This window comes from Chitinophaga niabensis, from assembly GCF_900129465.1.
GTDB lineage: Bacteria > Bacteroidota > Bacteroidia > Chitinophagales > Chitinophagaceae > Chitinophaga > Chitinophaga niabensis.
In genome coordinates this window covers 319,763-342,367 of sequence record NZ_FSRA01000002.1, presented here as the reverse complement: position 1 = coordinate 342,367, position 22,605 = coordinate 319,763, and the positions used below count along the sequence as shown (strand labels likewise).

General features: G+C 45.8%; 14 protein-coding genes and 1 tRNA gene. 8 read left to right on the top strand and 7 right to left on the bottom strand.

Annotated features, from left to right (window positions below):
- Positions 1 to 18 precede the first annotated feature (18 nt).
- Both BUR42_RS18230 and BUR42_RS18225 read right to left on the bottom strand, forming a co-directional pair.
- Positions 19 to 3,084, bottom strand: coding sequence for a SusC/RagA family TonB-linked outer membrane protein (locus tag BUR42_RS18230; RefSeq protein WP_074240865.1), 3,066 nt, complete (start codon positions 3,082 to 3,084; stop codon positions 19 to 21).
- Positions 3,085 to 3,212: 128 nt separating this feature from the next.
- The gene (locus BUR42_RS18225; RefSeq protein WP_084185884.1) at positions 3,213 to 7,256 is read right to left on the bottom strand and encodes a hybrid sensor histidine kinase/response regulator transcription factor; all 4,044 of its coding nucleotides are present in this window, start codon (positions 7,254 to 7,256) and stop codon (positions 3,213 to 3,215) included.
- Positions 7,257 to 7,417: 161 nt separating this feature from the next.
- Here BUR42_RS18225 and BUR42_RS18220 point away from each other — a divergent pair, with 161 nt between their 5' ends.
- The 3 genes from BUR42_RS18220 (at position 7,418) to BUR42_RS18210 (ending at position 11,888) form a co-directional block, all read left to right on the top strand.
- Positions 7,418 to 8,656 (top strand): NAD(P)/FAD-dependent oxidoreductase, encoded by a 1,239-nt coding sequence (locus BUR42_RS18220; protein ID WP_074240864.1) that lies wholly within the window; start codon positions 7,418 to 7,420, stop codon positions 8,654 to 8,656.
- Positions 8,657 to 8,796: 140 nt separating this feature from the next.
- Positions 8,797 to 10,929: a catalase gene (locus tag BUR42_RS18215; protein WP_074240863.1), complete on the top strand. Its 2,133-nt coding sequence runs from the start codon at positions 8,797 to 8,799 to the stop codon at positions 10,927 to 10,929.
- A 611-nt stretch (positions 10,930 to 11,540) separates the two neighbouring features.
- On the top strand, positions 11,541 to 11,888 hold the full coding sequence (locus tag BUR42_RS18210) for a hypothetical protein (protein WP_074240862.1): 348 nt from the start codon (positions 11,541 to 11,543) through the stop codon (positions 11,886 to 11,888).
- Here the strand turns inward: BUR42_RS18210 and BUR42_RS18205 are convergent.
- The 5 genes from BUR42_RS18205 to BUR42_RS18185 all read right to left on the bottom strand — a co-directional run bounded on the left by BUR42_RS18205 (position 11,872) and on the right by BUR42_RS18185 (position 17,227).
- Entirely contained in the window at positions 11,872 to 12,726 is an 855-nt protein-coding gene (locus BUR42_RS18205; RefSeq protein ID WP_074240861.1) for a DUF4349 domain-containing protein, read from the bottom strand. The genes BUR42_RS18210 and BUR42_RS18205 overlap by 17 nt on opposite strands.
- A 65-nt stretch (positions 12,727 to 12,791) precedes the next feature.
- Positions 12,792 to 12,864, bottom strand: a tRNA-Ala gene (locus BUR42_RS18200).
- Positions 12,865 to 13,042: 178 nt separating this feature from the next.
- Positions 13,043 to 15,403 (bottom strand): TonB-dependent receptor, encoded by a 2,361-nt coding sequence (locus BUR42_RS18195; protein ID WP_074240860.1) that lies wholly within the window; start codon positions 15,401 to 15,403, stop codon positions 13,043 to 13,045.
- A 113-nt stretch (positions 15,404 to 15,516) separates the two neighbouring features.
- Complete coding sequence (locus BUR42_RS18190) at positions 15,517 to 16,230, bottom strand: LytR/AlgR family response regulator transcription factor (RefSeq protein ID WP_074240859.1); 714 nt, start codon at positions 16,228 to 16,230, stop codon at positions 15,517 to 15,519.
- Positions 16,208 to 17,227: a sensor histidine kinase gene (locus BUR42_RS18185; RefSeq protein WP_074240858.1), complete on the bottom strand. Its 1,020-nt coding sequence runs from the start codon at positions 17,225 to 17,227 to the stop codon at positions 16,208 to 16,210. Before BUR42_RS18185 ends, BUR42_RS18190 begins: the two co-directional genes overlap by 23 nt.
- A gap of 717 nt (positions 17,228 to 17,944) precedes the next feature.
- Between BUR42_RS18185 and BUR42_RS18180 the strand changes: the two genes are divergently transcribed.
- From BUR42_RS18180 to BUR42_RS18160, 5 genes are all read left to right on the top strand, one after another.
- Positions 17,945 to 18,511, top strand: coding sequence for a Crp/Fnr family transcriptional regulator (locus BUR42_RS18180; protein WP_074240857.1), 567 nt, complete (start codon positions 17,945 to 17,947; stop codon positions 18,509 to 18,511).
- Between the two features lie 60 nt (positions 18,512 to 18,571).
- Positions 18,572 to 19,018 (top strand): DoxX family protein, encoded by a 447-nt coding sequence (locus tag BUR42_RS18175; RefSeq protein WP_074240856.1) that lies wholly within the window; start codon positions 18,572 to 18,574, stop codon positions 19,016 to 19,018.
- A 31-nt stretch (positions 19,019 to 19,049) separates the two neighbouring features.
- A complete protein-coding gene (locus BUR42_RS18170) occupies positions 19,050 to 19,727 on the top strand; it encodes a response regulator transcription factor (RefSeq protein ID WP_074240855.1) in 678 nt (225 codons plus the stop codon).
- On the top strand, positions 19,724 to 20,953 hold the full coding sequence (locus tag BUR42_RS18165; RefSeq protein ID WP_074240854.1) for a sensor histidine kinase: 1,230 nt from the start codon (positions 19,724 to 19,726) through the stop codon (positions 20,951 to 20,953). Before BUR42_RS18170 ends, BUR42_RS18165 begins: the two co-directional genes overlap by 4 nt.
- An 82-nt stretch (positions 20,954 to 21,035) precedes the next feature.
- A complete protein-coding gene (locus tag BUR42_RS18160) occupies positions 21,036 to 22,550 on the top strand; it encodes a trypsin-like peptidase domain-containing protein (RefSeq protein ID WP_074240853.1) in 1,515 nt (504 codons plus the stop codon).
- Positions 22,551 to 22,605 lie beyond the last annotated feature (55 nt).

Here is a 22,605-nt window from a genome sequence, read left to right as displayed (position 1 = left end):
TTTACTTTTAAACAGTAATTAGAACTGAACGTTTACACCAAACAACAATGCGCGTGATTGCGGATAGGTTCCCTGGTCGAAGAAGTCAGTGGATTCCGGGTCCAGGCCTGTGTAGTTGGTGATGGTGAAAATGTTTTGCGCTGATACATACAACCGTACATTTTTAATGCCGGTATTTGTTCTTTTCAGCATGGAGCCGAAAGAATATCCTATTTCCAGGTTCTTCAGGCGCAGGTAAGAAGCATCTTCCACGAAAATATCCGATACCCTGCTGCTGCCGTTATCGTTGAAAGTGGAACGGGGAATGGTATTGCTGGTTCCTTCACCATGCCATGCTTCCAAGGTCCGGATGCTGTGGTTAAAAGGACGGGTATCGTAATCCGTGATCTTTTTCAGATCGTTGTATTTGTCAACACCCTGTACGCCCTGGAAGAGGATGCCGATATCAAAACCTTTATAGCTGCCGGAGAGATTTAAACCATAGGAGAGCTTAGGATTTGGATTACCGATGAAGGTGCGGTCGTTATCATTGATGATACCATCGTTGTTCAGGTCTTTGAATTTGATGTCGCCGGGTTTTTCAGAAGGATTAGGCGTGCCGTGTAAGTAGCTGGTGATCTCTGCCTGGTTCTGGTAGATGCCATTCATTACATAACCGTAGAAAGAACTCAGCGGATGACCTACCTGTGTTCTGGAAACATTGCCGGTGATGTTGGGCAAATTAGGATGCAGTTTTTCCACGTTATTGGTAACAGTGGCTACGTTCGCATTGATGTCATATTTAAACGCATGATCATTGTTCCGCAGGTTCAGTGCAATTTCTATACCCTTGTTGGATACTTCACCTGCATTCACAATAGTGGGAGAAACGCTTCCTACTAAAGCAGGGAGGGAAATAGGCAGCAGGATGTCCGATGTTTTCTTAGAGAAATAATCTACAGAGAGATATACTTTGTTCCGCAGGATACCGATGTCTACCCCTATATTTTGCTGGCGGGTGGTTTCCCATTTCAGATCGGGATTGCCATAACGGGAAATCACATATTGATCACCGGTTTTACGCAGTAAAGTAAGGTAAGCGTAATTACCGATCTCCTGGTTCCCCAACGTACCTGCACTCGCGCGCAATTTCAGGTCTGAGATCCAGCTGACATCCTGCATGAATTTTTCTTCGGAGATGCGCCAGCCTAAAGAAACAGAAGGGAAGTAACCCCACTGGTTGTTCTCAGCAAAACGGGAAGAAGCATCTGCCCTTAAATTCACAGTGGCCATGTATCGTGCATCATAAGAGTAAGTAGCGGAACCGAAAAGAGAGAACAGTCCCCATTCAGAACCGTTACCGCCATTCCATACATCCGTTTGTGTTCCGCCATAATCAATGTACTGGAAGGTGGTGTTCACATATTCAAACCGGCTCCGTGAGGCGCCAATGGAAGAAGCGTAGTTAGTGATATATTCAGTACCGGCCAGTGCGCTGATATTATGTTTGCCGAAGGCCTTTGTGTAGTTCAATGTATTGTTCCAGGTGATGGTGTATTCTTCACCTCTGTCCTCATTCAGGCCATTGGGGCGGTTTTTGCGTCCCTGCCCCTTATCTGTAGCGTTTCCGCCACCATCGTCATCACCAAAGTTTTGGTTGAATGTTTTGTTATGGGTCATGTTCAGATCAACGCCCAGGTTGGTACGGAACTTCAGAGCATTGTCTTTCAGGAAGCCGTACTCTGCATATACGTTACCGAAGGTCTTTAAGCTATTCCTTTTATCGTTCGTGAAATAGGCGAGGGCAACGGGATTGCTGCTGTATTCATATTTATTGCTTTCCCATCCGCCATTGGCCTGATCGCTGTGTTTATAGAAAGGCAGGTCGGTGAAGGGATCGCCTGGTTTGTAAGTAGGATCGCCGGGATCTTTATATACGGGGATCACCGGTGGGCGGATCAATGCATGACGGATAATGCCGGGGGCGTCTCCTTTGGAAGATAATTTATCCTGCAGTTCATAAGAGAACTGGAGGTTGGTGCCGATGGATAATCTATCGGTGAGGTTGGCCCGGATATTGGTCCTGAAGTTATAACGTTTATACTGATCATTGTCGTAAACCACAATCCCATCCTGGCTGTAATAACTGCCGGATACCAGGAACTGTACTTTGTCGCTACCGCCGCTGGCAGATACCTGGAGGTTCTGGGAGCGGCCTGTTTCAAATAATTCCTTCTGCCAGTCTGTATTAGCAAGGTCCGTTCTGCTTTTATCGGCCGTATATGGATTGGTACCTGTAAAGCCGGAATTATTCCAGCTTTCTTCCATCTTATTCATATACTGGTCCCTGTTCAACATTTTGGGCAGGTTGGCTACCTTCTGGATGCCATTGAAATAGTTGATATCTATATTAGTGGCGCCTTTTTTACCTGTTTTGGTTACCACCACAATTACACCCGCGGAAGCCCTTGAGCCATAAATAGCTGCAGCGGAGGCATCTTTTAATACCGTGATGGATTGAATATCTGAGGGGCTGAGGAAGGAGATGTCGCGGGAAGGGATGCCGTCTATGATAAATAATGGACTGTTGTTGCCGATGGTTCCTTCACCCCGTATACGGATACTGATATCTTCACCCGGCGCACCGGTGCTTTGTGTGATCTGCACACCGGCAACCTGGCCTTGCAGGGCTTGTGCCACATCAGGTACCTTACGCTGATCAAGATCTGCCATGTTCACGGTGGAAATAGCACCAGTAAGGGAAGCTTTTTTCTGACTGTTATATCCCAAAACCACTACTTCGCCCAAACCGGTTTCTGCAGGTTCGAGCGCTATCATGATGGCTGTTTTACCCGCAACAGGTACTTCCTGTTTCTGGTAACCTACAAAGCTCACCACCAATATGGCATCCGGGGCTACGGTAATGGAAAAAGTGCCGCTGGCATCTGTAGAAGTGGTTTTAGTTGCATTTTTTACCTGGATGGAGGCACCTGCTAAAGGTTGCCCGAAAACGGAAGTGATCTTTCCGGTGACTTTGATCTCAGTTGATTGAGAGAAAGCGGTCACCTGGAAACATACTAATAATAGTGTTAGTATTTTTTTCATAACGGCGATTTAAATAATGTGGAATGCTATTACAAAGTAGGGTTATTGCATACCGGGCTTATGCACTATAGTCACATTTTACTGTACTATAGTTACAACGGGTACTTACTTTGCTGAAATACAATGATTTAACTTTGCGCAGATTGTTGACCCCGGTATTCGTTGGGTGCGCAGAGGTAACGTTTTTTGAACTCCCGGAAGAAGTAAGACTGGTTATTGAAACCGGTACGGTAGAAAATTTCGGAGACGGTGAACTGGGTGGAAGTAAGTAAATGGGCCGCATGTTTCAGGCGGATGTGTTTAATAAACTCTCCGGGCGTCATATTGGTCATCGTTTTTAGTTTACGATAGAGCTGCATTTTGCTCATGGCCAGTTCTTTTTCCAGTACTGCGGCATTTAGTTCCGGTTCGTCCAGTTTCTCTTCAATGATGCGCACCAGGTGCTGGATAAATTCCTTATCCGTATCCGGCATGTCTGCAGTGGTAATATTTCCGTTGTTCCTGAAAAGATCATGCATCCGCTGACGGTATTCCAGCAATTTCCGGACCCGGACCATTAAATGGGCAATATGGAAGGGTTTGGCGATATAGGCATCCGCTCCCACTTCATACCCTTCCGTTTTATGTTCCACGCTTCCTTTGGCAGATAATATAATAAAAGGTATCTGGCAGGTGGCAGGAGCGTTCTTTACTTTATTGCAAAGGGTGAGGCCGTCCATATCCGGCATCATAATGTCGCTGATAATGAGGTCCGGGATCACTTTGGCCATCAGGTCCAGTGCCTCTTTGCCATTTTCTGCTTCATAAATGGTATAATGGTCTTTTAAGATATCCTTCAGCAGGTAACGGATGCCGGGTTCATCTTCCACTACCAGGATGTTCTTACGGCTGTTGTCCGGCGACAGTTGTTCAATGATAGCCCGCTTATTATTTTCTTCCGGGGAAATGGCAGGGTCCCTGTAGGAAGTGAGGGATTCATATAAATAAGAGGGTTTGTCTGAAATGAGCTGGGCATTTTCTCCTGCAGTACTTAGCGGTAATTCTACCTTAAAGGTGATCCAGCCTTCCACACAGGTAGCAGTTATTTTCCCCTGCAGCATGGTAACCAGCTGTTTGGTGAAAGCAAGGCCTATTCCTGTGCCGAATTTTTCATTACCTGGTTTGGCCACATAGAATTTGTCAAATAACTTATCCAGTTGATCCGGAGGGATGTGGCTGCCGGAATTGCTGACCGCTATTTCCAGCTGGCCGTTGTTTTCTGCGGCGCTGAGTTCTATCTTTTTGCCGCCATGTTTAAAGGCGTTGGATAAAAGATTGAAAAGGATCTTTTCAAGTTTGTCTTTGTCCACCCAGGCTTTAATATCCGGGGGGATGTTCCGTTGGTAATCAATACCGTTCTGTTCACTGAGTGTAACAAAAGGATCCGTGAGATTATACAGCAGGTCTGATACATGCAGGTAGCTGTATTGATTATTATGGAAGCCGGCTTCTGCTTTCCGGAACTCCAGCAGTTGCTGCACAAGATAAGTGAGGCGGGAGGCTTGTTGGTGAATAAGGTTGAGGAAATGAGGTTTCTCTTTTTTATCCATGAACCGTTCTGCTGAACCCATGATCAATGTCAGGGGAGTTTGCAGTTCGTGCGCGATATTGGTGAAAAAGCCCAACTGCCCCTGGTGGATCTCTTCTTCCTTTACCCGCATCAGGTGTTCCATAGCCAGTTGGTTCTGATTCCTGCGGTATTGATAGAACAGGTAACCGAGGAAGGATAATACAATAATGTATACCAGGAAGGCAGGGAAAGTAAGCCAGAAATATTGCTGCACTTCCAGGTTCAGCAGCGCAATGTCGTTTGTCCATACCCCTTCTCCGTTAGACCATTTTATCCGGAAGGTATAATGGCCGGGTAATACATTGCTGTAAGCAATCTTTCCATTGGTGCCGGGGTAATGCCATACTTTATCATATCCTTCCAGGTAATAGGCATATTCACATTTATCTGCATTGAGGAAGCTGATGGCTTTCGCATCCAGGTCAAAATAACCATCCCTGCGGTGAATGGTGTAATCCAGTGTTTTGTTGCCTGCTGGCCGGAGTATGGTACCATGTGTACTTGCGCCACCCATGATGATATTGGAAACAAGCAGGTTCGGGCACCAGCTGGTATTCCTGATCCTTTGCGGCAGAAAATAATTGAAGCCTGAAGTACCGCCTATAAAAAGATGATCGGAGGAATCTTTCCAAACCGCGCCATCACAGAATTCGTTACTCTGCAATCCGTCTGCCTGCTGGTAATAGGAAACGGTTGCTTTATCCGGCTGTACTTTGGCCAGTCCTTTATTGGTAGTTACCCAAATGTTGCCGGCATTGTCTTCTTCAATAGCGTGAATGGTATTATTAGGCAAACCATTTTCTGTAGTAAGTTTCCGGAATGCAGGTTCATCTTTTACGGCATCCGCCTGGTTGATCCAGTTGAGTCCGTAACTGGTTCCCACCCAGATCCTGTTATGGCTGTCATTGTAAAGGGAGAGCACATCATTATTGGAAAGGCTGCCTTCGTAGGTGAAGGCCTTGAAGGTTTTGAAGCGCCGGGTCCTTTTATCCAGCAGGCTCAATCCTCCATACCGGCAGGCAATCCAGATATGATCAGTATCTCCGGCCGCGAGGGCATAAATGATATCATTGGCAGGACCGGTGTTGCTGCCGTTAAAAGTGTATTGCTCCAGGAAAACAAGGCTGATACTTCCATTATTATTCAAACGCAGTTTCAGGTGAATGAGCCCATAACTGCTGGTGCCCAGCCATACAGACTTGTCGTCATCCTGCAGGATGGCATAAACGGAACCGAATTCCGGATGTTTGTCGTACCCCTCTATGCTGGCCCATTTGTGGAACTTACGGTTGCGGGTATCATACACACCGATACCTTTTCCATCCGTACCAATATAGATCAATTGATCTGTGCCTTTTTTCAGGGCATAAACGGCATTGTTATCCAATTCGCCGGGAGATAAAAAATAATTCCGTTTTGTAAGATCTGATCCCGGCTGCCAGAAACCGGGCAGCTCAATAATACCACTGCCTTTTGTGCCAACCCAAAGGTTACCATTGTATTCACAGAATGCACGCACCGGTTTGCTGTAGGGCATATCAGCATCTGCCGTGGCGATGGAGCCGAAGGGTTTTGTTTTAGGGAATATTTTGATCATGCCATTTCCATCGGTGCCGTACCATAAGATCTGTTCGCTGCCTAAAGCCCATGCGGTTACGCGGATGTTCTGCATTTGCCGCGCTTCCTCCTGCAGAAAATCAGCAGGGCGGAACTGGTTGTCAAACACCCCAAATCCTTTGCCGGACCATGCGAGCAGGTAATGATCATTATAGCGGACCATAGCGGTAAGCCCGTTTTTCATTTGCAGGATGAGCTTCGCAACGTTATCTGTGAGCTGGTATAATTGATTATCTGCTGTAGTGAAGAACAGGTGTTCCTTAATTACAAAGAAATTACTAACCTTTTGCTGTATGTTTTGCAACCTCTTAAACTGCTGCCCGTTCCAGGTATATTTTTCCAGCTCGCCAGCATGGTTGATCAGCCATAGGGCGTTACTGTCATCAAAAGCAAATTTACTGATCCCTGACTCCGGGAACTTAAAAACACGGAAAGAATCTGCCGCAGCATCATAGCGGGTGAGCCCATGTTTTTGAGTGAGGCAGAATACCGTGCCGGCAGTATCTACTGCCAGTTGGAATTCCTGTTCACTTATTTTGCTGCGCTGGTGTTGCTGATAGAAATAATTATAGATCCGGCCACTGTGTTTTTCATACCGGGAAATACCTTCGATCGTACTGATCCAGATATTGCCTTTTTTATCCTCCGTGATATATTGTATCACGTTATTGCCTATACTTTTCAGGTCGTTTTCTTTACTGTAATTGAAAACGTGGAAAGAAGAGCCATCATACCGGTTGAGTCCATCCCAGGTAGCTACCCAGATGATGTCGTCCGCATCTTTATAAATATAATTGATAGCGCTGTTGGAAAGGCCGTTGCGGTTATCCAGGTTCTGGAGGAAATATTTATCGGCAGGCTGGGCATGAGCAGATAGCAAACACAGTAAACCTCCCAGGAAAAGGAAGCATGATCTTAAAGGTTGTGGCTGAAATGCGAATAACATGGTATACCTGCTTGTTTGATCCATGCGCCTTAAGCACAATTGATAAATGGGTGGTGGGATGAAAGTACGGTTTTGGTTCGGGTTGCTTATCATGCCTGACCGGCGTGGATATAGTAAATTTAATCTTTTTCAGTTACTTTTTAAGGAGTATCTTTCTGGAAATGAACACGATAAAGGAAACCGACGTTTGTATTATTGGAGCTGGCCCTGCTGGCGCCACAGCAGCTTTACAGTTACATCAGTATAATATTCCCTGCATAGTAGTAGATAAGGCCGTATTCCCGAGAGATAAGGTCTGCGGAGACGGATTGAGCGGGAAAGTGCTCACCATCCTGAACAGCATCGACCCTGCTATAGGGGAAAGATTGGTGGGCTTGCAGGATAAAGAGGAGAGCTGGGGCGTTACTTTTGTTGCTTCCAACAGGGCATCGCTGGATATAGCATATAAACCGGTGAATGATGGTGCGGCGGGTTTTGTTTGCAAACGTATGGTGTTTGATAACTTCCTGGTGGATGAAATGAAACGTTGTGGAACTATTGAATTGATAGAAGGTACAGCCATCGATACATATACTTTACAGCAGGATGGATACCTGCTCAGCGATGCTTCCGGCTCTTTACGGATCAAAGCGAAACTGATCATCGTGGCCAATGGCGCACACTCCTCCTTTACGAAAGATGTGGCAGGCATACAAATGGAGCCCAAACATTATTGCGCGGGGCTTCGTGCTTATTATAAAAATGTTGAGGGCCTGCATCCGAAGGGCCACCTGGAATTACATTTCCTGAAATCCCTGCTGCCCGGTTATTTCTGGATCTTCCCCTTGCCGAATGGAGAAGCCAATGTAGGGGTGGGCATCCTGAGCGAAGTGGTAAGAAAGAGGAAACTGAACCTGCGGAAAATGCTGCAGGATACATTGGAGAATGACCCCATGCTGAAAGAGCGTTTCAAAGATGCGGTGCTGATAGATAAAATAGATGGATATGGATTGCCTTTGGGCAGTAAGAAAAGGAAGCTGAGCGGTGAACGGTATATGTTGATCGGTGATGCCGGTCACCTTATAGATCCCTTTACCGGAGAAGGTATTGGTAATGCGCTGTATTCCGGAAGGTATGCAGCACAACAGGCTAAACTGGCTATTGCTGCTAATAATTTTTCTGCGGAACAGCTAAAAGCATATGATGAAACCATCTATTATAAACTGGGACCCGAGTTAAAACTCAGCGCACGTTTGCAAAAACTGGTGCATCGCCCATGGTTGTTTAATTACCTGATGAAATTAGGTATGGGAAATAAACAACTGCGTGAACTGATGTCCTGTATGTTCTATGAGCTGGACCTGAGGAAGAAATTAACGAAGCCTTCCTTTTACGTTAAGTTGTTGTTTAACAGGGCCTAAATGCGCAGGTTGGGGCTGAATGTCCCCACCATAGCATATATATAGTTTTTGAATTGATTATTACCGCTTAGCAATTTGTTTGTTAGCGCCTGCCTGCATCGTGGCATGAATTTGATGAAGGAATGGTAAACCTTTATCTTATGGCAAAGAAGAACGCTAACCCAAAGAATGTAAATCCAGACAAAAAATTAGCAGACCTTAACCCGGATCGTGTAGATAGCACCGGTGAATTTATGACTACAGACCAGGGCCTGAAAATTAACGACGATAATAATTCTTTAAAGGCTGGTGAACGCGGTGCTACATTGCTGGAGGATTTTATTCTCCGGGAAAAGATCACACACTTTGACCATGAACGCATCCCTGAGCGGATCGTGCATGCACGCGGATCTGCTGCACATGGTTTTTTCCAGGTATATAGGTCGATGGAGAAATATACGAAGGCCGGTTTTCTGCAGGACCCTTCTGTTAAAACCCCTGTGTTCGTAAGGTTCTCCACGGTTGCTGGTTCCCGGGGCTCAACAGACCTGGCGCGGGATGTGAGAGGTTTTGCCGTGAAGTTCTACACAGAAGAAGGGAATTACGACCTGGTGGGTAATAATATGCCCGTGTTCTTCATCCAGGATGCCATAAAATTTCCTGACCTGATCCATGCCGTAAAACCGGAGCCGGATCATGAAATGCCGCAGGCCGCTTCCGCACATGATACTTTCTGGGATTTTATTTCTTTAACACCGGAGTCCATGCATATGATCATGTGGGCCATGTCTGACAGGGCTATTCCCCGTAGTTATAGAATGATGGAGGGGTTTGGGGTGCATACATTCCGTTTTATCAATGCAAAAGGAAAGTCGCACTTTGTGAAGTTCCATTGGAAACCTTTGCTGGGTATGCACGCTGTGGTTTGGGACGAAGCGCAGAAGATCTCCGGTAAAGATCCGGATTTTCACCGCAGGGACCTGTATGAAGCGATCGCCGCAGGAGCTTTCCCGGAATGGGAATTTGGGGTGCAGATAGTGGCAGAAGAAGACGAACATAAATTTCCGTTCGACCTGTTAGATCCTACTAAAATAATCCCGGAAGAAATTGTGCCGGTTATGCGGATCGGCAAAATGACGCTGAACCGTAACCCAGATAATTTCTTTGCTGAAACAGAGCAGGTGGCTTTTCACCCGGGGCATCTTGTACCGGGGATTGATTTCACCAACGATCCGCTTTTACAGGGGCGGTTGTTCTCTTACACAGATACGCAACTATCCCGCCTGGGCAGTCCTAATTTTCATGAGATACCCATCAACCGTTCTGTGAATACGGTACATAATAATCAGCGGGATGGCCACATGCGTCAGCAGATCAATGTAGGTAAAGCCAGTTATCATCCTAATACTACGGGTGGCGGATGTCCTTTCCAGGCAAAGATGGCGGAAGGTGGTTTTACATCTCATGAAGAAAGGATAGATGCAAAAAAGGTACGTGGGCGCAGCAAGAGCTTTATGGATTTTTTCAGCCAGGCTACTTTGTTCTTCAATAGTCAGTCTGAACCAGAGCAGGATCATATAGTAGATGCCTTACGGTTTGAATTAGGTAAACTGGAAACACCGGCTATCCGTGAACGCATGGTAGGTTTGCTGGCGAAAGTGAGTACACAACTGGCACAGCGTGTGGCAGATGGATTAGGAATTAAAGTATCGAAACCACAGGAGCCGCTCAATCATAATTTTGGTGCGGACGCAAATCCGAAGAACTTTCAGCATAGCCCTGTTCCCCAGGGCATAGAAAAATCTCCTGCATTAAGTATGGCAAACACAAGAAAGGATACGATCAGCACAAGGCAGATCGCTATACTTGCAGCAGATGGTGTGGATGGTGTTTCTTTAAATAAGATGAAAGCTGCGCTGGAAGCAGAAGGTGCCCAGGCGAAAGTGATCGCACCACATGGAGGCGTGATCAAAAATGCAAAAGGGGCAGACGTTAAAGTAGATATGACCTTCCTCACAGCTGCATCTGTTTTATTTGATGCAGTTTTTATACCCGGAGGAGAAAGAAGTGCAGCTACTTTGATCAATGAACCAGATGCCATTCATTTCATCAACGAAGGGTATAAACATTGTAAAGCGATTGCTGCGGACGCGCAGGGATTGGATGTTTTGAAAGCAAGTTTTGTAAAGATTAAAAGTGATGGTGTGATCACAGGGGAAAAGGCATTGGAGAAAGCGTTTATAAAAGCAATCGCACAGCATCGTTTCTGGACAAGAGAAAAGGTGCCGGCATGATGTAAATATAGGATAGAGGAAGAAGGCCCTGAGTTTCATTCAGGGTCTTTTTTTATTCGTTTTGTTTCGGTTTGACCAATAAATTACTTTTAAAACATTGTAATACGCTTTCAATTTGTTGTTATTTTACGTAACTGATTGATTTTCACCAATCATAAAAAGTTTCGAATAATTAGAATTATCCGTACATTTATTTAGTGGGGAGCAAAATAATTTAACCTAGCAAAGCCCTGAGGAGAGCGCCTCACAACACAGCCTGTTTAACGACATTTTTTCTACACGCATCTGACTGCCGGTGACGATCACCGGGAGAACGGATTACTTATGCACATTAACCTTTAAACCATGAAAATCTTAATCCGAAGAAACATGTTATGACCGGTGGCACTTACGGTACATGGATCTGGCTGCGGGCAAACATTGGCCGTGATTACATGTATCGTCAGAAAGTAAGGGCTACCGGAATGAACCGGCCCGCATCTCCATTTTGAAGATCATTCTCGCAGAGAATGATATGGACATGTGTATAAAATTTAACCTGACGGGTTTCCTAAGAATTAAAAAAAGGTCTTAAGTTGTGGAGCTTAAGACCTTTTCTTATACCTGTATCTATGACGCAATTTAGGAAGTACTATTTTGGACTTGCATTGGGGTACCTGTTATGCAATTGGCTGATTGAACTTTTCTTCCACACCGGCCCTTACCAACAAAAGCTGCTCATTGAAACGATAGTACTGGTGGTCAATATGGGCTTTCTTTTATTATACATCCGAAATGAAAACACCTGGATCAAAGTAGCGCTTATCCTATCCCAGCTGCTGGCGGCAGGCCTTTACGGATTCTTTACCATCAGGATGTTCTTCACAGAGTTCAGTATCCTTTCTTTTATCCTGTACGATCTTTTCCTGTTCTTCAATATGACATTCTTTAACCAGATCGTATTTAAGAAGTCTTTGTAAGTGTACTTAATATTTTCAGTTTATCAATGATCAGTAAGATGATGAAAACGGATAATGATATGCAAACAAGTGATACGGCAAGTATGGCATAGTATCGTATCGTCCATTCCGTAGTGGTCTTTAAACGGCTGAGGAAACTGATCCCTTTTTTAGGTGCGCCTTCAAAGAGAGAGAAGCGAATGCTGCAGAATTCATTCTCTGCATCAAAGTTGCCTAACTCAACACCGAGTTCCTGTAGCTTTGTTTCTATTTCCAGGATCTTATCGTGCAGGGAAACATAATCACTGATCACGCCGCTCCTTGATCTTAGCTCGTTCAGCGATAGCAATGTTTTTTCAAGCGATGCTTTTTTCGCATTCAACTCCCTGTATTCATTGGTTTTATCGATCTTGGTAATTTCTGTGGAGTTGATCCTGCCAATGTTCTGGACCTTTAGATAGAAACTGTCGAACTTTTCAGGGTTCACGCCTATCAGCAGGTGAATTTCCCTGTTGCCTTTGTTGCCGGTATTTTGTTCATATTGGATAATACCATCAAAACTTTTTGTTTTGTTTTTGATCTCATTCAGGTCCTTTTCAAACTGGCTGGTTTTAGTTCTCACCGTAGCTGTTTTCTCATACTTCTGAGAAGCCGCAAAACTTGCCTGCCTGCTCACATTATTCTCTGACGCATAGTTCTTCCTTAAGTTTTCTACACTGCTAAAGAAGTCGCCCGCGTTGTCGGAGCTGGCAATAATGTCTGTGGCTACATAACCATAGATCAATCTGCAGATGAACATGAAAAAGAAGAGAACGATGAACCATCTGGCGATCTTCCAGAATCGTTGTTTTAGTTTCATAGGGCGAGGATTTGGCGTTAAAACTAAAAGGCCTTAAGTTATGAAACTTAAGGCCTTTTCTTTCGTGGAGGATATCGGACTCGAACCGATCACCTCAAACATGCCATGCTTGCGCTCTACCAGATGAGCTAATCCCCCGAAGGCTTGAATGGAGTGCAAATTTAGCCGCTTTTTTGATAAAACAAAAAATAATTCTCCTGCCCCGCGCTAAGTATACTTTTTATGCTTTATATGAGGTATGGGGGCTGATCCAGCCCTGTTCCCCTACCCGGGAACAGGGCATTGTGTTTGGATCAGTTATCCGCCATCCTATCGGCTAGAATTGGAGCCGGTACATGAGGTCCGGGAAAAAACCTATCTGGTTGAGGGTGCCTACCTGTTTCAATACCTGGTTGTAACGTTGTGTAAATACATTCTCCCGGTTGCTTACATTTTGCAGGTCTAAGAAAAGGGTATGGGAGATCTTTCGTTTCGCATTGTTCAGCCGGAAGCCGAACCGCAGGTCTGCCCTGAAATAAGAAGGGAGGCGTTCTGCATTGTACTTCGATTCATCCAGCTTTTCTACTCCGGCGGCAACAGAGGCAGGAATATCCACAGGGGTGTAATACCTGCCACCTGCATTGGCTACTTTAAGATCTATTGTAAAAGCATTTTTGCCATCTTTACCGATCTTCCATTCACGGCCTGCCAGTACATTGAGCACTATCCTGTTATTAAAAGTGGAAGCTCTTTCCACACCATCGCTGCCTTTATACTTCGCATCAAAAACGGAGGCGGTGGTGAGGAGATAGAATCCACTGCTGAAAAACTTTTCTACGGTCAGTTCCACACCGGTATTGGTTCCTGTACCATTGTTCACTAAACCGGCTTTTTCAGGAAAAGTGAAATCCGCGCCGGCATTGAGTACAGAAAAACCACTGGGTTGTTGTTCCACGGGCGCATTGTATATAGATTGATGATACAGTTCTGCTTTCAGGCGCCAGTCGCGGGCAAAAGACCAGTCGTACCCCAATACGTAATGATGTGCTTTGGTAAGTCCCAGATCACGGTTGGATTGATCGTAAGTGCCATCCGGTTGCTGTGACTGATAAAGATATACAGGTAAGGGTTGTTGCTGGCTGTGCAGGCCATAGCTGAAGGTGAGTGTTTTCGTATTGTCGATCGCGTAGCTGAGGGAAGCCCTTGGTTCTATATTGGATGTTTCATTGAAGCCGTAATAGATGCCGTGTACGCCGGCATTGAGAGAAAGTTTATCGGAGAAACGGTATTTGCCCTGGAGGTATGGTTGCAGTAATAAAGAGCTTCCGTCGTAAGCCCTGGTGGTTATCCAGTCTGCCTGCTCTATCCGGGTTTGAACGTAAGTGTCCAGTCCCTGTATTTCAGCCAGCACACCACCTCTCACAGTGAACCTTGTATTGATCTTTGAATTGATATAGGTAGAAAGGCGCAGGCCGGTATTGGTGGTTGTTCCGTAAACAACATGTTTACGCTCGGTTTCGGTTTCGTTGTACTTGTAAGTATCTCCTTCGTTGCCGGAATAAGAATAGGAAAGAATAGAACGGATGAAGGAATTGCGGCCTACATCAATCGTATGTTTGAGTCCCACCACGCCCATCCTTGAGCGGAAATAAACATCTTCATCTTTATTGGCAAAGAGGTCAGTTGAATCAAGGTCTTTCCCGATAAAATCAATCTGGCTGACACCGCCCATACCAAATAAGCTGAACTTGCCGAGTTTGGAATCTGCAAAGCTGAGGTTGAAGATCAGGTCCTGGTATTGTGGCGTGGCTTGTGTGCCTACATTCAAACCAAGCGATTGTGCCAGCTGTGCAAAAGAATAACGGTAGCCTACCAGGAAGGAGGCGCCTTTTTTACCGATGGGGCCTTCTATCATAGCCTCCAGCCCGCTGAACATATTCAGTTGCAGCGTTTTTTCCACTTTCTCTTTATTACCTGTGCGCAATGCAATATCAAATACAGCGCCTGTAGCATTTCCATATTCAGCAGAGAAAGCGCCGGTATAGAAATCAGAGTTCTTCAGTGCATTGGTGTTTAATGCACTTACCGGACCTCCGGTTGTACCCAATGTAGAGAAGTGATTGGGGTTGGGGATAGGAATACCTTCCATTCTCCATAATACTGCGGTGGGAGCATTACCGCGTACCACAATATCGTTGCGGGAATCGTTGGTAGTAGCTACCCCGGCAAAGTTGCTGGCCAGCCGGGATGGGTCGTTACGGCCTCCGGCATAACGGGTTACATCATCCATATTAAAAGAGCGGGCACTGCTGCCGGCAAATTCATTGGCTGCATTTCCTTTACGGGCCCTGCCGGAGGAGATGGTAACCCCGCTTAATGAACTGATGTTTTGATCCATCGGAATATCCAGCGCTACCTGTTTTCCGGAGGTAACCAGTACTTCAGGGATAGCCACTGTTTTATAACCCAGGAAGGTAAAGGAGATCCGGTGACGTCCGGGAGGTACGCCTCTTATTACATACCGGCCTGTTGAATCTGTGATGGCACCCATACCGGTACCTGTTAATTGTACCGCTACATGTGCGAGCGGTCTTTCAGATGCTTTGTCTGTTACAATACCACTGATCGTTTGGGTATTGTTCTGCGCCAGGGTAGGGAGGAAGCCAAAGAACAGCAGTGATAGGAGAAAGTGTTTCATAGCGAATAATTGTGTGCGTTAAGTAGCTAAATTGCACACTCCTCCCTGTCCGTAAAAACGAAGTATGCCATCTCTGGCAACAATGCGACATCCACACGGTATGTGCAGACGAGTTAATCTTTCAGGTTCCTGGGATCTATAATGGAAAAGAGATGATCGCGATGCGAATCGCTGATAGGTATGATGTGTTCATTGATATAAATCCGGTTCTTGCGGATAGCAGTTATCTTATCCAGTGCTATGATATAGGATTTATGTACCCTTATAAACCTTGATGGCGGCAGCTTTTCAGAGATGGCTTTCATCATCAGCCGGGTAACGATGGGTTTGGCGGTATTGTGTAAATAGATCTTGATATAATCTTTTAATCCTTCAATATAACTGATGTCGTTAATGGCAACCTTCACCAGGTTATATTCCACATTCACAAAGAAGTAATCCGCTGCATGATTTACAACGGGTGCTTTTTTAAGTGAATGATATTCTGCCGCTTTGTTCACTGCCTTCAGGAAACGTTCAAAGGGCACAGGTTTTACGAGGTAATCCAATACATCCAGTTCAAAACCATCCAGTGCATATTTCTTATAGGCTGTAATAAAGATCACCATGGGCCGGTTGGTCATGCCCTGCAGGAATTGTGTGCCTGTAAGGCCTGCCATCTGGATGTCCAGGAAGATCAGGTCAACAGGCTCCCGCTGCATCACTTCCATGGCCTCATAGGCATTATTGCACCGCCCTGCCAGTTGCAGGAAAGGGATGCGCCGGATATTATCCTCCAGCAGGTCCAGCGATAAGAGCTCATCATCAACTGCCAGGCATCTGATCATTTAAATAGATTTTAAGAGATGCATTAAAGTAATTATCGTTCTTAACGGCGCTGATCGCATGTTTATTGGGATAGAGCAATTTCAACCGCCTTTCCAGGTTGGTAAGCCCTATGCCCGAAGTTTTATCTTTTGTTTCAACGCTTCGGGGATTGAACTTGTTCAACACGGTAAGCGAAAGCTCACCCTGCTGCACTTCCAGGTCTATGATGATCTCAGGATCTTCTATTAAACCGATACCGTGTTTAAAAGCATTCTCTATCAAAGGGATTAGTAACATCGGTTCAATAGAGAGCTCTTCCGGCGGATTAACAGCCCTGAAGGTGATGCGTACCTGGTGTCCGAAACGCAGGGTCTGCAGGTCTATATAACTCTGGATATAATCGATCTCTTTCCGCAGGCATACTTTCTCTTCATCCGATTCATACAGCATGTAATGCATTAAGTTGGAGAGTTCCAGCAAGGCGGGTTCCAGCTTATCTGATTTTTTACGGGCCAGCGATACGATACTGTTCAGCGTGTTGAACATAAAATGCGGGCTTACCTGTGAACGCAGGAATACCAGTTCTGTTTTCAGGTTCTCCTGCTGCAGCCGCTGGTCCTGGATAAAATGAATGATCAGCATATAGGAGGTGCCCGTGGCCATTACGGCCATGCTGATCAGGAACTTGATAGTAATGCCTACCCACAGGATAGAATTGTAGTGCGCATCAAACTGTGCTACCGCCACTGCACTCACCACAGCAATAAAAATACACAGGCTGGTGAGGATGATGAGATATTCTTTGATCCTCTTCTTCAGAAAGTACCTGGGGTACAGGTAATACACCATGATATAAAATACCACCACCTGTGCCAGGGTAAATATCATCTTGCTGAGAGAAAAGAATTCCGGTTTACCCGTTCCATCTTTAAGTGGTAACAGGAAAAGCGGCACCCCTATACTGGGTACCCACAGAAAGAAATGCAGGATCAGGTTGACCCGTTTGGTAGACAACATCGCAATAAAACTACTTAATTCTTCTCCATTTATTGCGCCCGGAGACGAATGGACAGGGTGTGCCTTCCAGCAGGCTTATTGTGCAGACAAAAATTTTTTACGGGATAAATTTGGTTATTTGATTACATGCCGTATATTTGTCTACAGAATTAGTAGACTAATAGGATACATAATTTACCACCACAAAACAACCAGGGTGCTGCAACGCCTCCTGTATCTTATTGAACTAAATGCATTTGAAATGAAAAATCTCAAACCCATGCGTTTTGTGGTAACATCTCCCACAAGTTTTAACACCAGGTGTTATTGCAGCATGTAATCATCCGTTTTACAATTATGGAACCAACTATATAAAGCTTTTGTCGGGCAGCGGGAGAAGTGTGCGTCACCTATTACTTGGTGGTAAATTATCTGGCGCCGCAGAACCCGCTTTTGCCTGACACCAAATTTGCACATCACCAACCATTATCAATCACCCAACCATTCATTCGTTCCCGGCGCCACGCTGCGTGGTGCCGGCTTCGGGTGAGGTCTGAACCTGCTTTTCCCCATGCTGCTCGCTGCATTGATCATATATCTTTTTAAATCCTTTAAACGATTGCATGAAAAAAGAGGTTTGATAACATCAAACCTGAATTCGGATAATTAGTCTATATGATTGATCTGTGAAATGCCCGTGGAATTCGCTTCCATGGGCTATTTGCTTATATTTGCCCTATGTACGCGCTTATCCTTGAAAACATATCCCGCTACGTGACCCTCGATCCGCAGGAGCAGGCACACTTTACTGCAGCATTACAACACAAAACCTTACGCAGGAAAGAATTCATCCTGCAGGAAGGAGAACTTTGCCGGTACGATCATTTTGTGATCAAAGGCAGTTTGCGCCAGTATGAAATTGATGAGGAAGGAAGGGAACACATTATGCAGTTTGCTTTTGAAGACTGGTGGATAGGAGACTGGTACAGCATGTTAACCGGCACGCCTTCTGTTTACAATATCGATGCGCTGGAAGATTCAGAAGTACTGTTGATAGACAAGAACCGTTTGGAAGAACTGTTCCTGGAAATACCCAAACTGGAAAGATACTTCAGGATCATTATGCAGCATGCGTTTGTAGCACAGCAGCGCAGGATCCTCTTTTTGCAGAAACCGGCAGAAGAACGGTATGCGGATTTTTATAGCCGTTACGGCCATTTTGAACAACGGGTGCCACAGCAACAGATTGCTTCCTACCTGGGCATTACCCGAGAAACACTGAACCGGGTGAAAAATAAACAGTGATATATATCACAGATTAGCAGGCGTGGCTGCGGCAATTTTGTATCCTAATCCAGGATACACATGTTACAAACTATCTTTTCTACAGACAATTGCTGGACAGGTTTTATCATCCGGCTTACATTAGGTATTGTTCTTTTCCCCCACGGCGCACAAAAAATGTTCGGCTGGTTTGGCGGGCCGGGCTTCTCCGGGGAAATGCACCATCTTACCCAACAGGCAGGCCTGCCTGCTTTTGTGGCTGTGCTGGTGATCCTCATAGAATTCTTTGCTGCCTTAATGCTGATAACAGGCACCGGTACCCGTATTGCCGCAATAGCCGTAATAGGTTTGTTCATCGGCATCATCTGGCACGTGCATGCCTCCATGGGCTTTTTCATGAACTGGTTTGGCACTATGCCGGCAGGGCACGAAGGATATGAATATCATCTCTTAATTATTGGCCTTGCCATCGCTTTACTCTTCACGGGCAGTGGCCGTTTTTCGGTCGACCGCCTGATCTTCCCCTAAATTTCTGTAAATTAATGTGCAGAAAGAAAGTATGAAGATTCTAATTATTGAAGACGAACAGGCACTGAGTAAAAGCATTGCTACCTACCTCGCAGCGGAAAATTATACCTGCGAGGTAGCGGCAGATTGTAAAACTGCGCTGGACAGGATAGAGACATTTGAATATGACTGCATCCTGCTGGATATCTCCCTGCCGGATGGAAACGGGCTGCAGGTATTGCAGGCCCTGAAGCGGGACCATAAAACAGAAGGGGTGATCATTATCTCCGCGCGCGATTCCATCGACGACCGGATCAAAGGCCTTCAGCTGGGGGCAGACGATTACCTCACCAAACCATTTCATTTATCAGAGCTCAGCGCAAGGATCGCCGCAGTGATCCGCCGCCGCCGTTTTTCAGGAAGTAATACCCTGGAAGCAGGAGGGCTGGTGCTGGATACACAGGCAAGGACGGTAAAGGTAAAAGATCAAACGGTTGATCTTACCCGCAAGGAATACGATCTCCTTTTATACCTTATTACCAACCGCAACCGCGTAATTTCCAAACACGCCATTGCGGAACATTTGTCAGGAGACGGCGAAGGGCTGTTTGATAATTACGATTTCATCTACGCCCACATGAAGAACCTGAAGAAGAAATTATTACAGGCCGGCTGGCAGGATCAGATCAAAGCAGTATATGGTATGGGGTATAAAATGGATGTGCCATGAAACTGCTCAATAAAACCGTACAATATTATTTCCTGCTTTCCGTGGTACTGCTGCTGGTAGCGGTACCCGTATTCTATTTTGTATTACAACGCATTGTGATCGCCAATGTAGATGCAAGGTTGATTGCCACCAAAACCCAGCTGATCCCGCGTTTGCAGGTAATGGAAAATAAACAGCCTTTACTGGACAATGACATTACACTGGAGAAGTCTGGTAAACCCGGCGCAAAAGATTCCCTCTATACATCGGATAAAGGCACTTACCGCCTGCTTACTTCTTACCTGGTGATCAACCAGGAAACGTATCGTTTACAGATCAAATCCTCCCTGGCTAATCACCAGGCATTGATCACCAGCATCATCATTCTGCAGGTACTGCTACTTTCTTTACTGCTGGCAGGTTTGCTACTGATCAACAGGAGCCTGGCCCGGCAGGTCTGGAAACCATTCTATAATACCCTGCGCAAACTGCGTGCGTATAAAGTGGACCAGGTGGAGCCTTTGCAATTGCCACATTCCAAAGTAAATGAATTTGAAGAACTGAATACCGCTGTAGAACAGCTCGCGGAACGCAGCAGAAAATCTTATGTGGCGCAGAAAGAGTTTGCAGAGAATGCTTCTCATGAAATGCGCACACCGCTGGCCATCTTCCAGGGGAAACTGGAACTGCTGATGCAAACCACCCCGCTCACGGAAGAGCAGGCTATGCTTATAACGGACATGGCTTCAGCAAGCCAGCGGATGGCCAGGCTGAACAAAGGCCTCATCCTGCTCACCCGTATCCAGAACGGCCAGTTCCCCGAAACGGAAGAAGTGTCCATCAAAAAAATGGCACTTCACCTGCTGGACCAATACCAGCAACAAATGCAGCAAAAGGAATTAATACTGGAGCAGCATTGGGAGGAAGATCTGCATATTGCAGCTAATCCCACATTGATGGAAGTATTGCTCAGTAACCTGCTGGTGAATGCCATCCGGCATAATCTGAAAGGAGGCCAGATCATTGTAAAACTCTCAGCCGGTGTATTTACCGTACAGAATACCGGCCAGCTGTATGCCCTTAATGCGAACCGGCTTTTCCAGCGCTTCTCCAAGAACAGTGCGGATGCAGAGAGCATGGGGCTTGGGCTGGAGATTGTGAAAAAGATCTGCGACCTGTACCAGTTTGAGATCAGTTATACCTATGAGCATCCCCTTCATGCTTTCCATGTTATAATGAAACGTTAAAACCCGCCCGGCCTTCCCTTTTATTCAGAATGTATTCAGAATGCCCCGTGAATTTTACGGTATCAATTAAAAACTGGATACTATGAATAAGAAATTCACATTTGCCGCCATAGCATTAATTGCGGCAGGGGTTGCAGGAGGGTACGCTATCAGTGCTACCACCAACAAGCCTTACAACAGTATCTTACAGGATGATCCCAAGCCCCTTGTTCAAACTTCTTATACCGGTTCTTCCGCAAACGCAGCACAACCGGTAGATTTTGAAAGAGCAGCAGGTACGGCAGTTCCTTCTGTGGTACATATCAGAACCGTCGTTAAGTTCAAACAGGCCAGCATACAACAACGTGGCCAGCGGGGAGATAATCCCTTCGGCATGGACGACGATATTTTTCAACGTTTCTTTGGCGATGAAGGCGGTTCCCGCCAATTCCGCCGTCCGGACCAGAAAGCTTCCGGTTCAGGTGTGATCATCAGTGAGGATGGGTACATTGTTACCAATAACCACGTGGTGGACGGCGCATCAGAAGTGACCGTAACCCTGAACGACCGTAAGAACTACTCCGCAAAAGTAATTGGTACAGACCCTAATACAGACCTGGCATTGGTGAAGATCGACGCAAAAGGTTTGCCTGTAATGCCTTTGGGTAATTCAGACGAAACTAAATTAGGGCAATGGGTACTGGCCATCGGTTACCCGCTGAACCTGGATGTAACCGTTACACAAGGTATTATCAGTGCCAAATCCCGCAACATTGGTATCAACAGGCAAGGCTCTGCCCCGGTAGAAGCTTTCCTGCAAACAGATGCTGCAGTGAACCCCGGTAGTAGTGGTGGTGCATTGGTGAATACAAATGGCGAACTCGTAGGTATTAACGCCGCGATTGCTTCTCCTACAGGTTCCTATGCAGGGTATGCGTATTCTATCCCTTCCAACCTCATGAAAAAGGTGATCGGCGATATTATGAAATTTGGCTCCGTACAACGCGGATACCTTGGTATCAGCATGGCGCCTGAGAACCTGGAAGATGCACAGAAGAAAGAATTAGGCATCCCCGATAACCTGAATGGTGTGTTTGTAGTGGATACTGATCCGAGTGGTGCAGCAGCGGCTGCCGGTGTGAAGAAAGGAGATGCGATCACGAAAGTGAATGATGTGGTAGTTACTTCAGGCGCACAATTGTCTGAACAGATTGCCCGTCAGAAACCAGGTGATAAGGTGAGCCTGACCGTGTTAAGAGGTGGAAAGGAAAATGTGCTGAATGTTACACTGAAAGGAAAGATGGGTGCTATGGCCAGTCAGATGGCTGCAGCTGTTGAGTCCCTTGGTGCTGAACTTAAACCTCTTTCCCCGGAACAAGCTAGGAAACTGGGTATTGCCGGCGGATTGCAGGTAACGGATATTAGCGATGGCGTATTAGATGCGCAAACGAATATGAAGGAAGGATTTGTGATCACCAAAATAGGTGGGATTCCGGTAAAGAACCTGGACGAACTGAAAGCGGCGCTCGCAAAACAAAATGGAAATTTTCAGATCGAAGGTACTTACCCCGGTAGTGGAAATGTTTATTACTACGGGATCAACGATTTTAACAGATAAGGGTTTAAGGATTAAAACTGAAAAGGCTTCTTCATTTTTATGAGGAGGCCTTTTT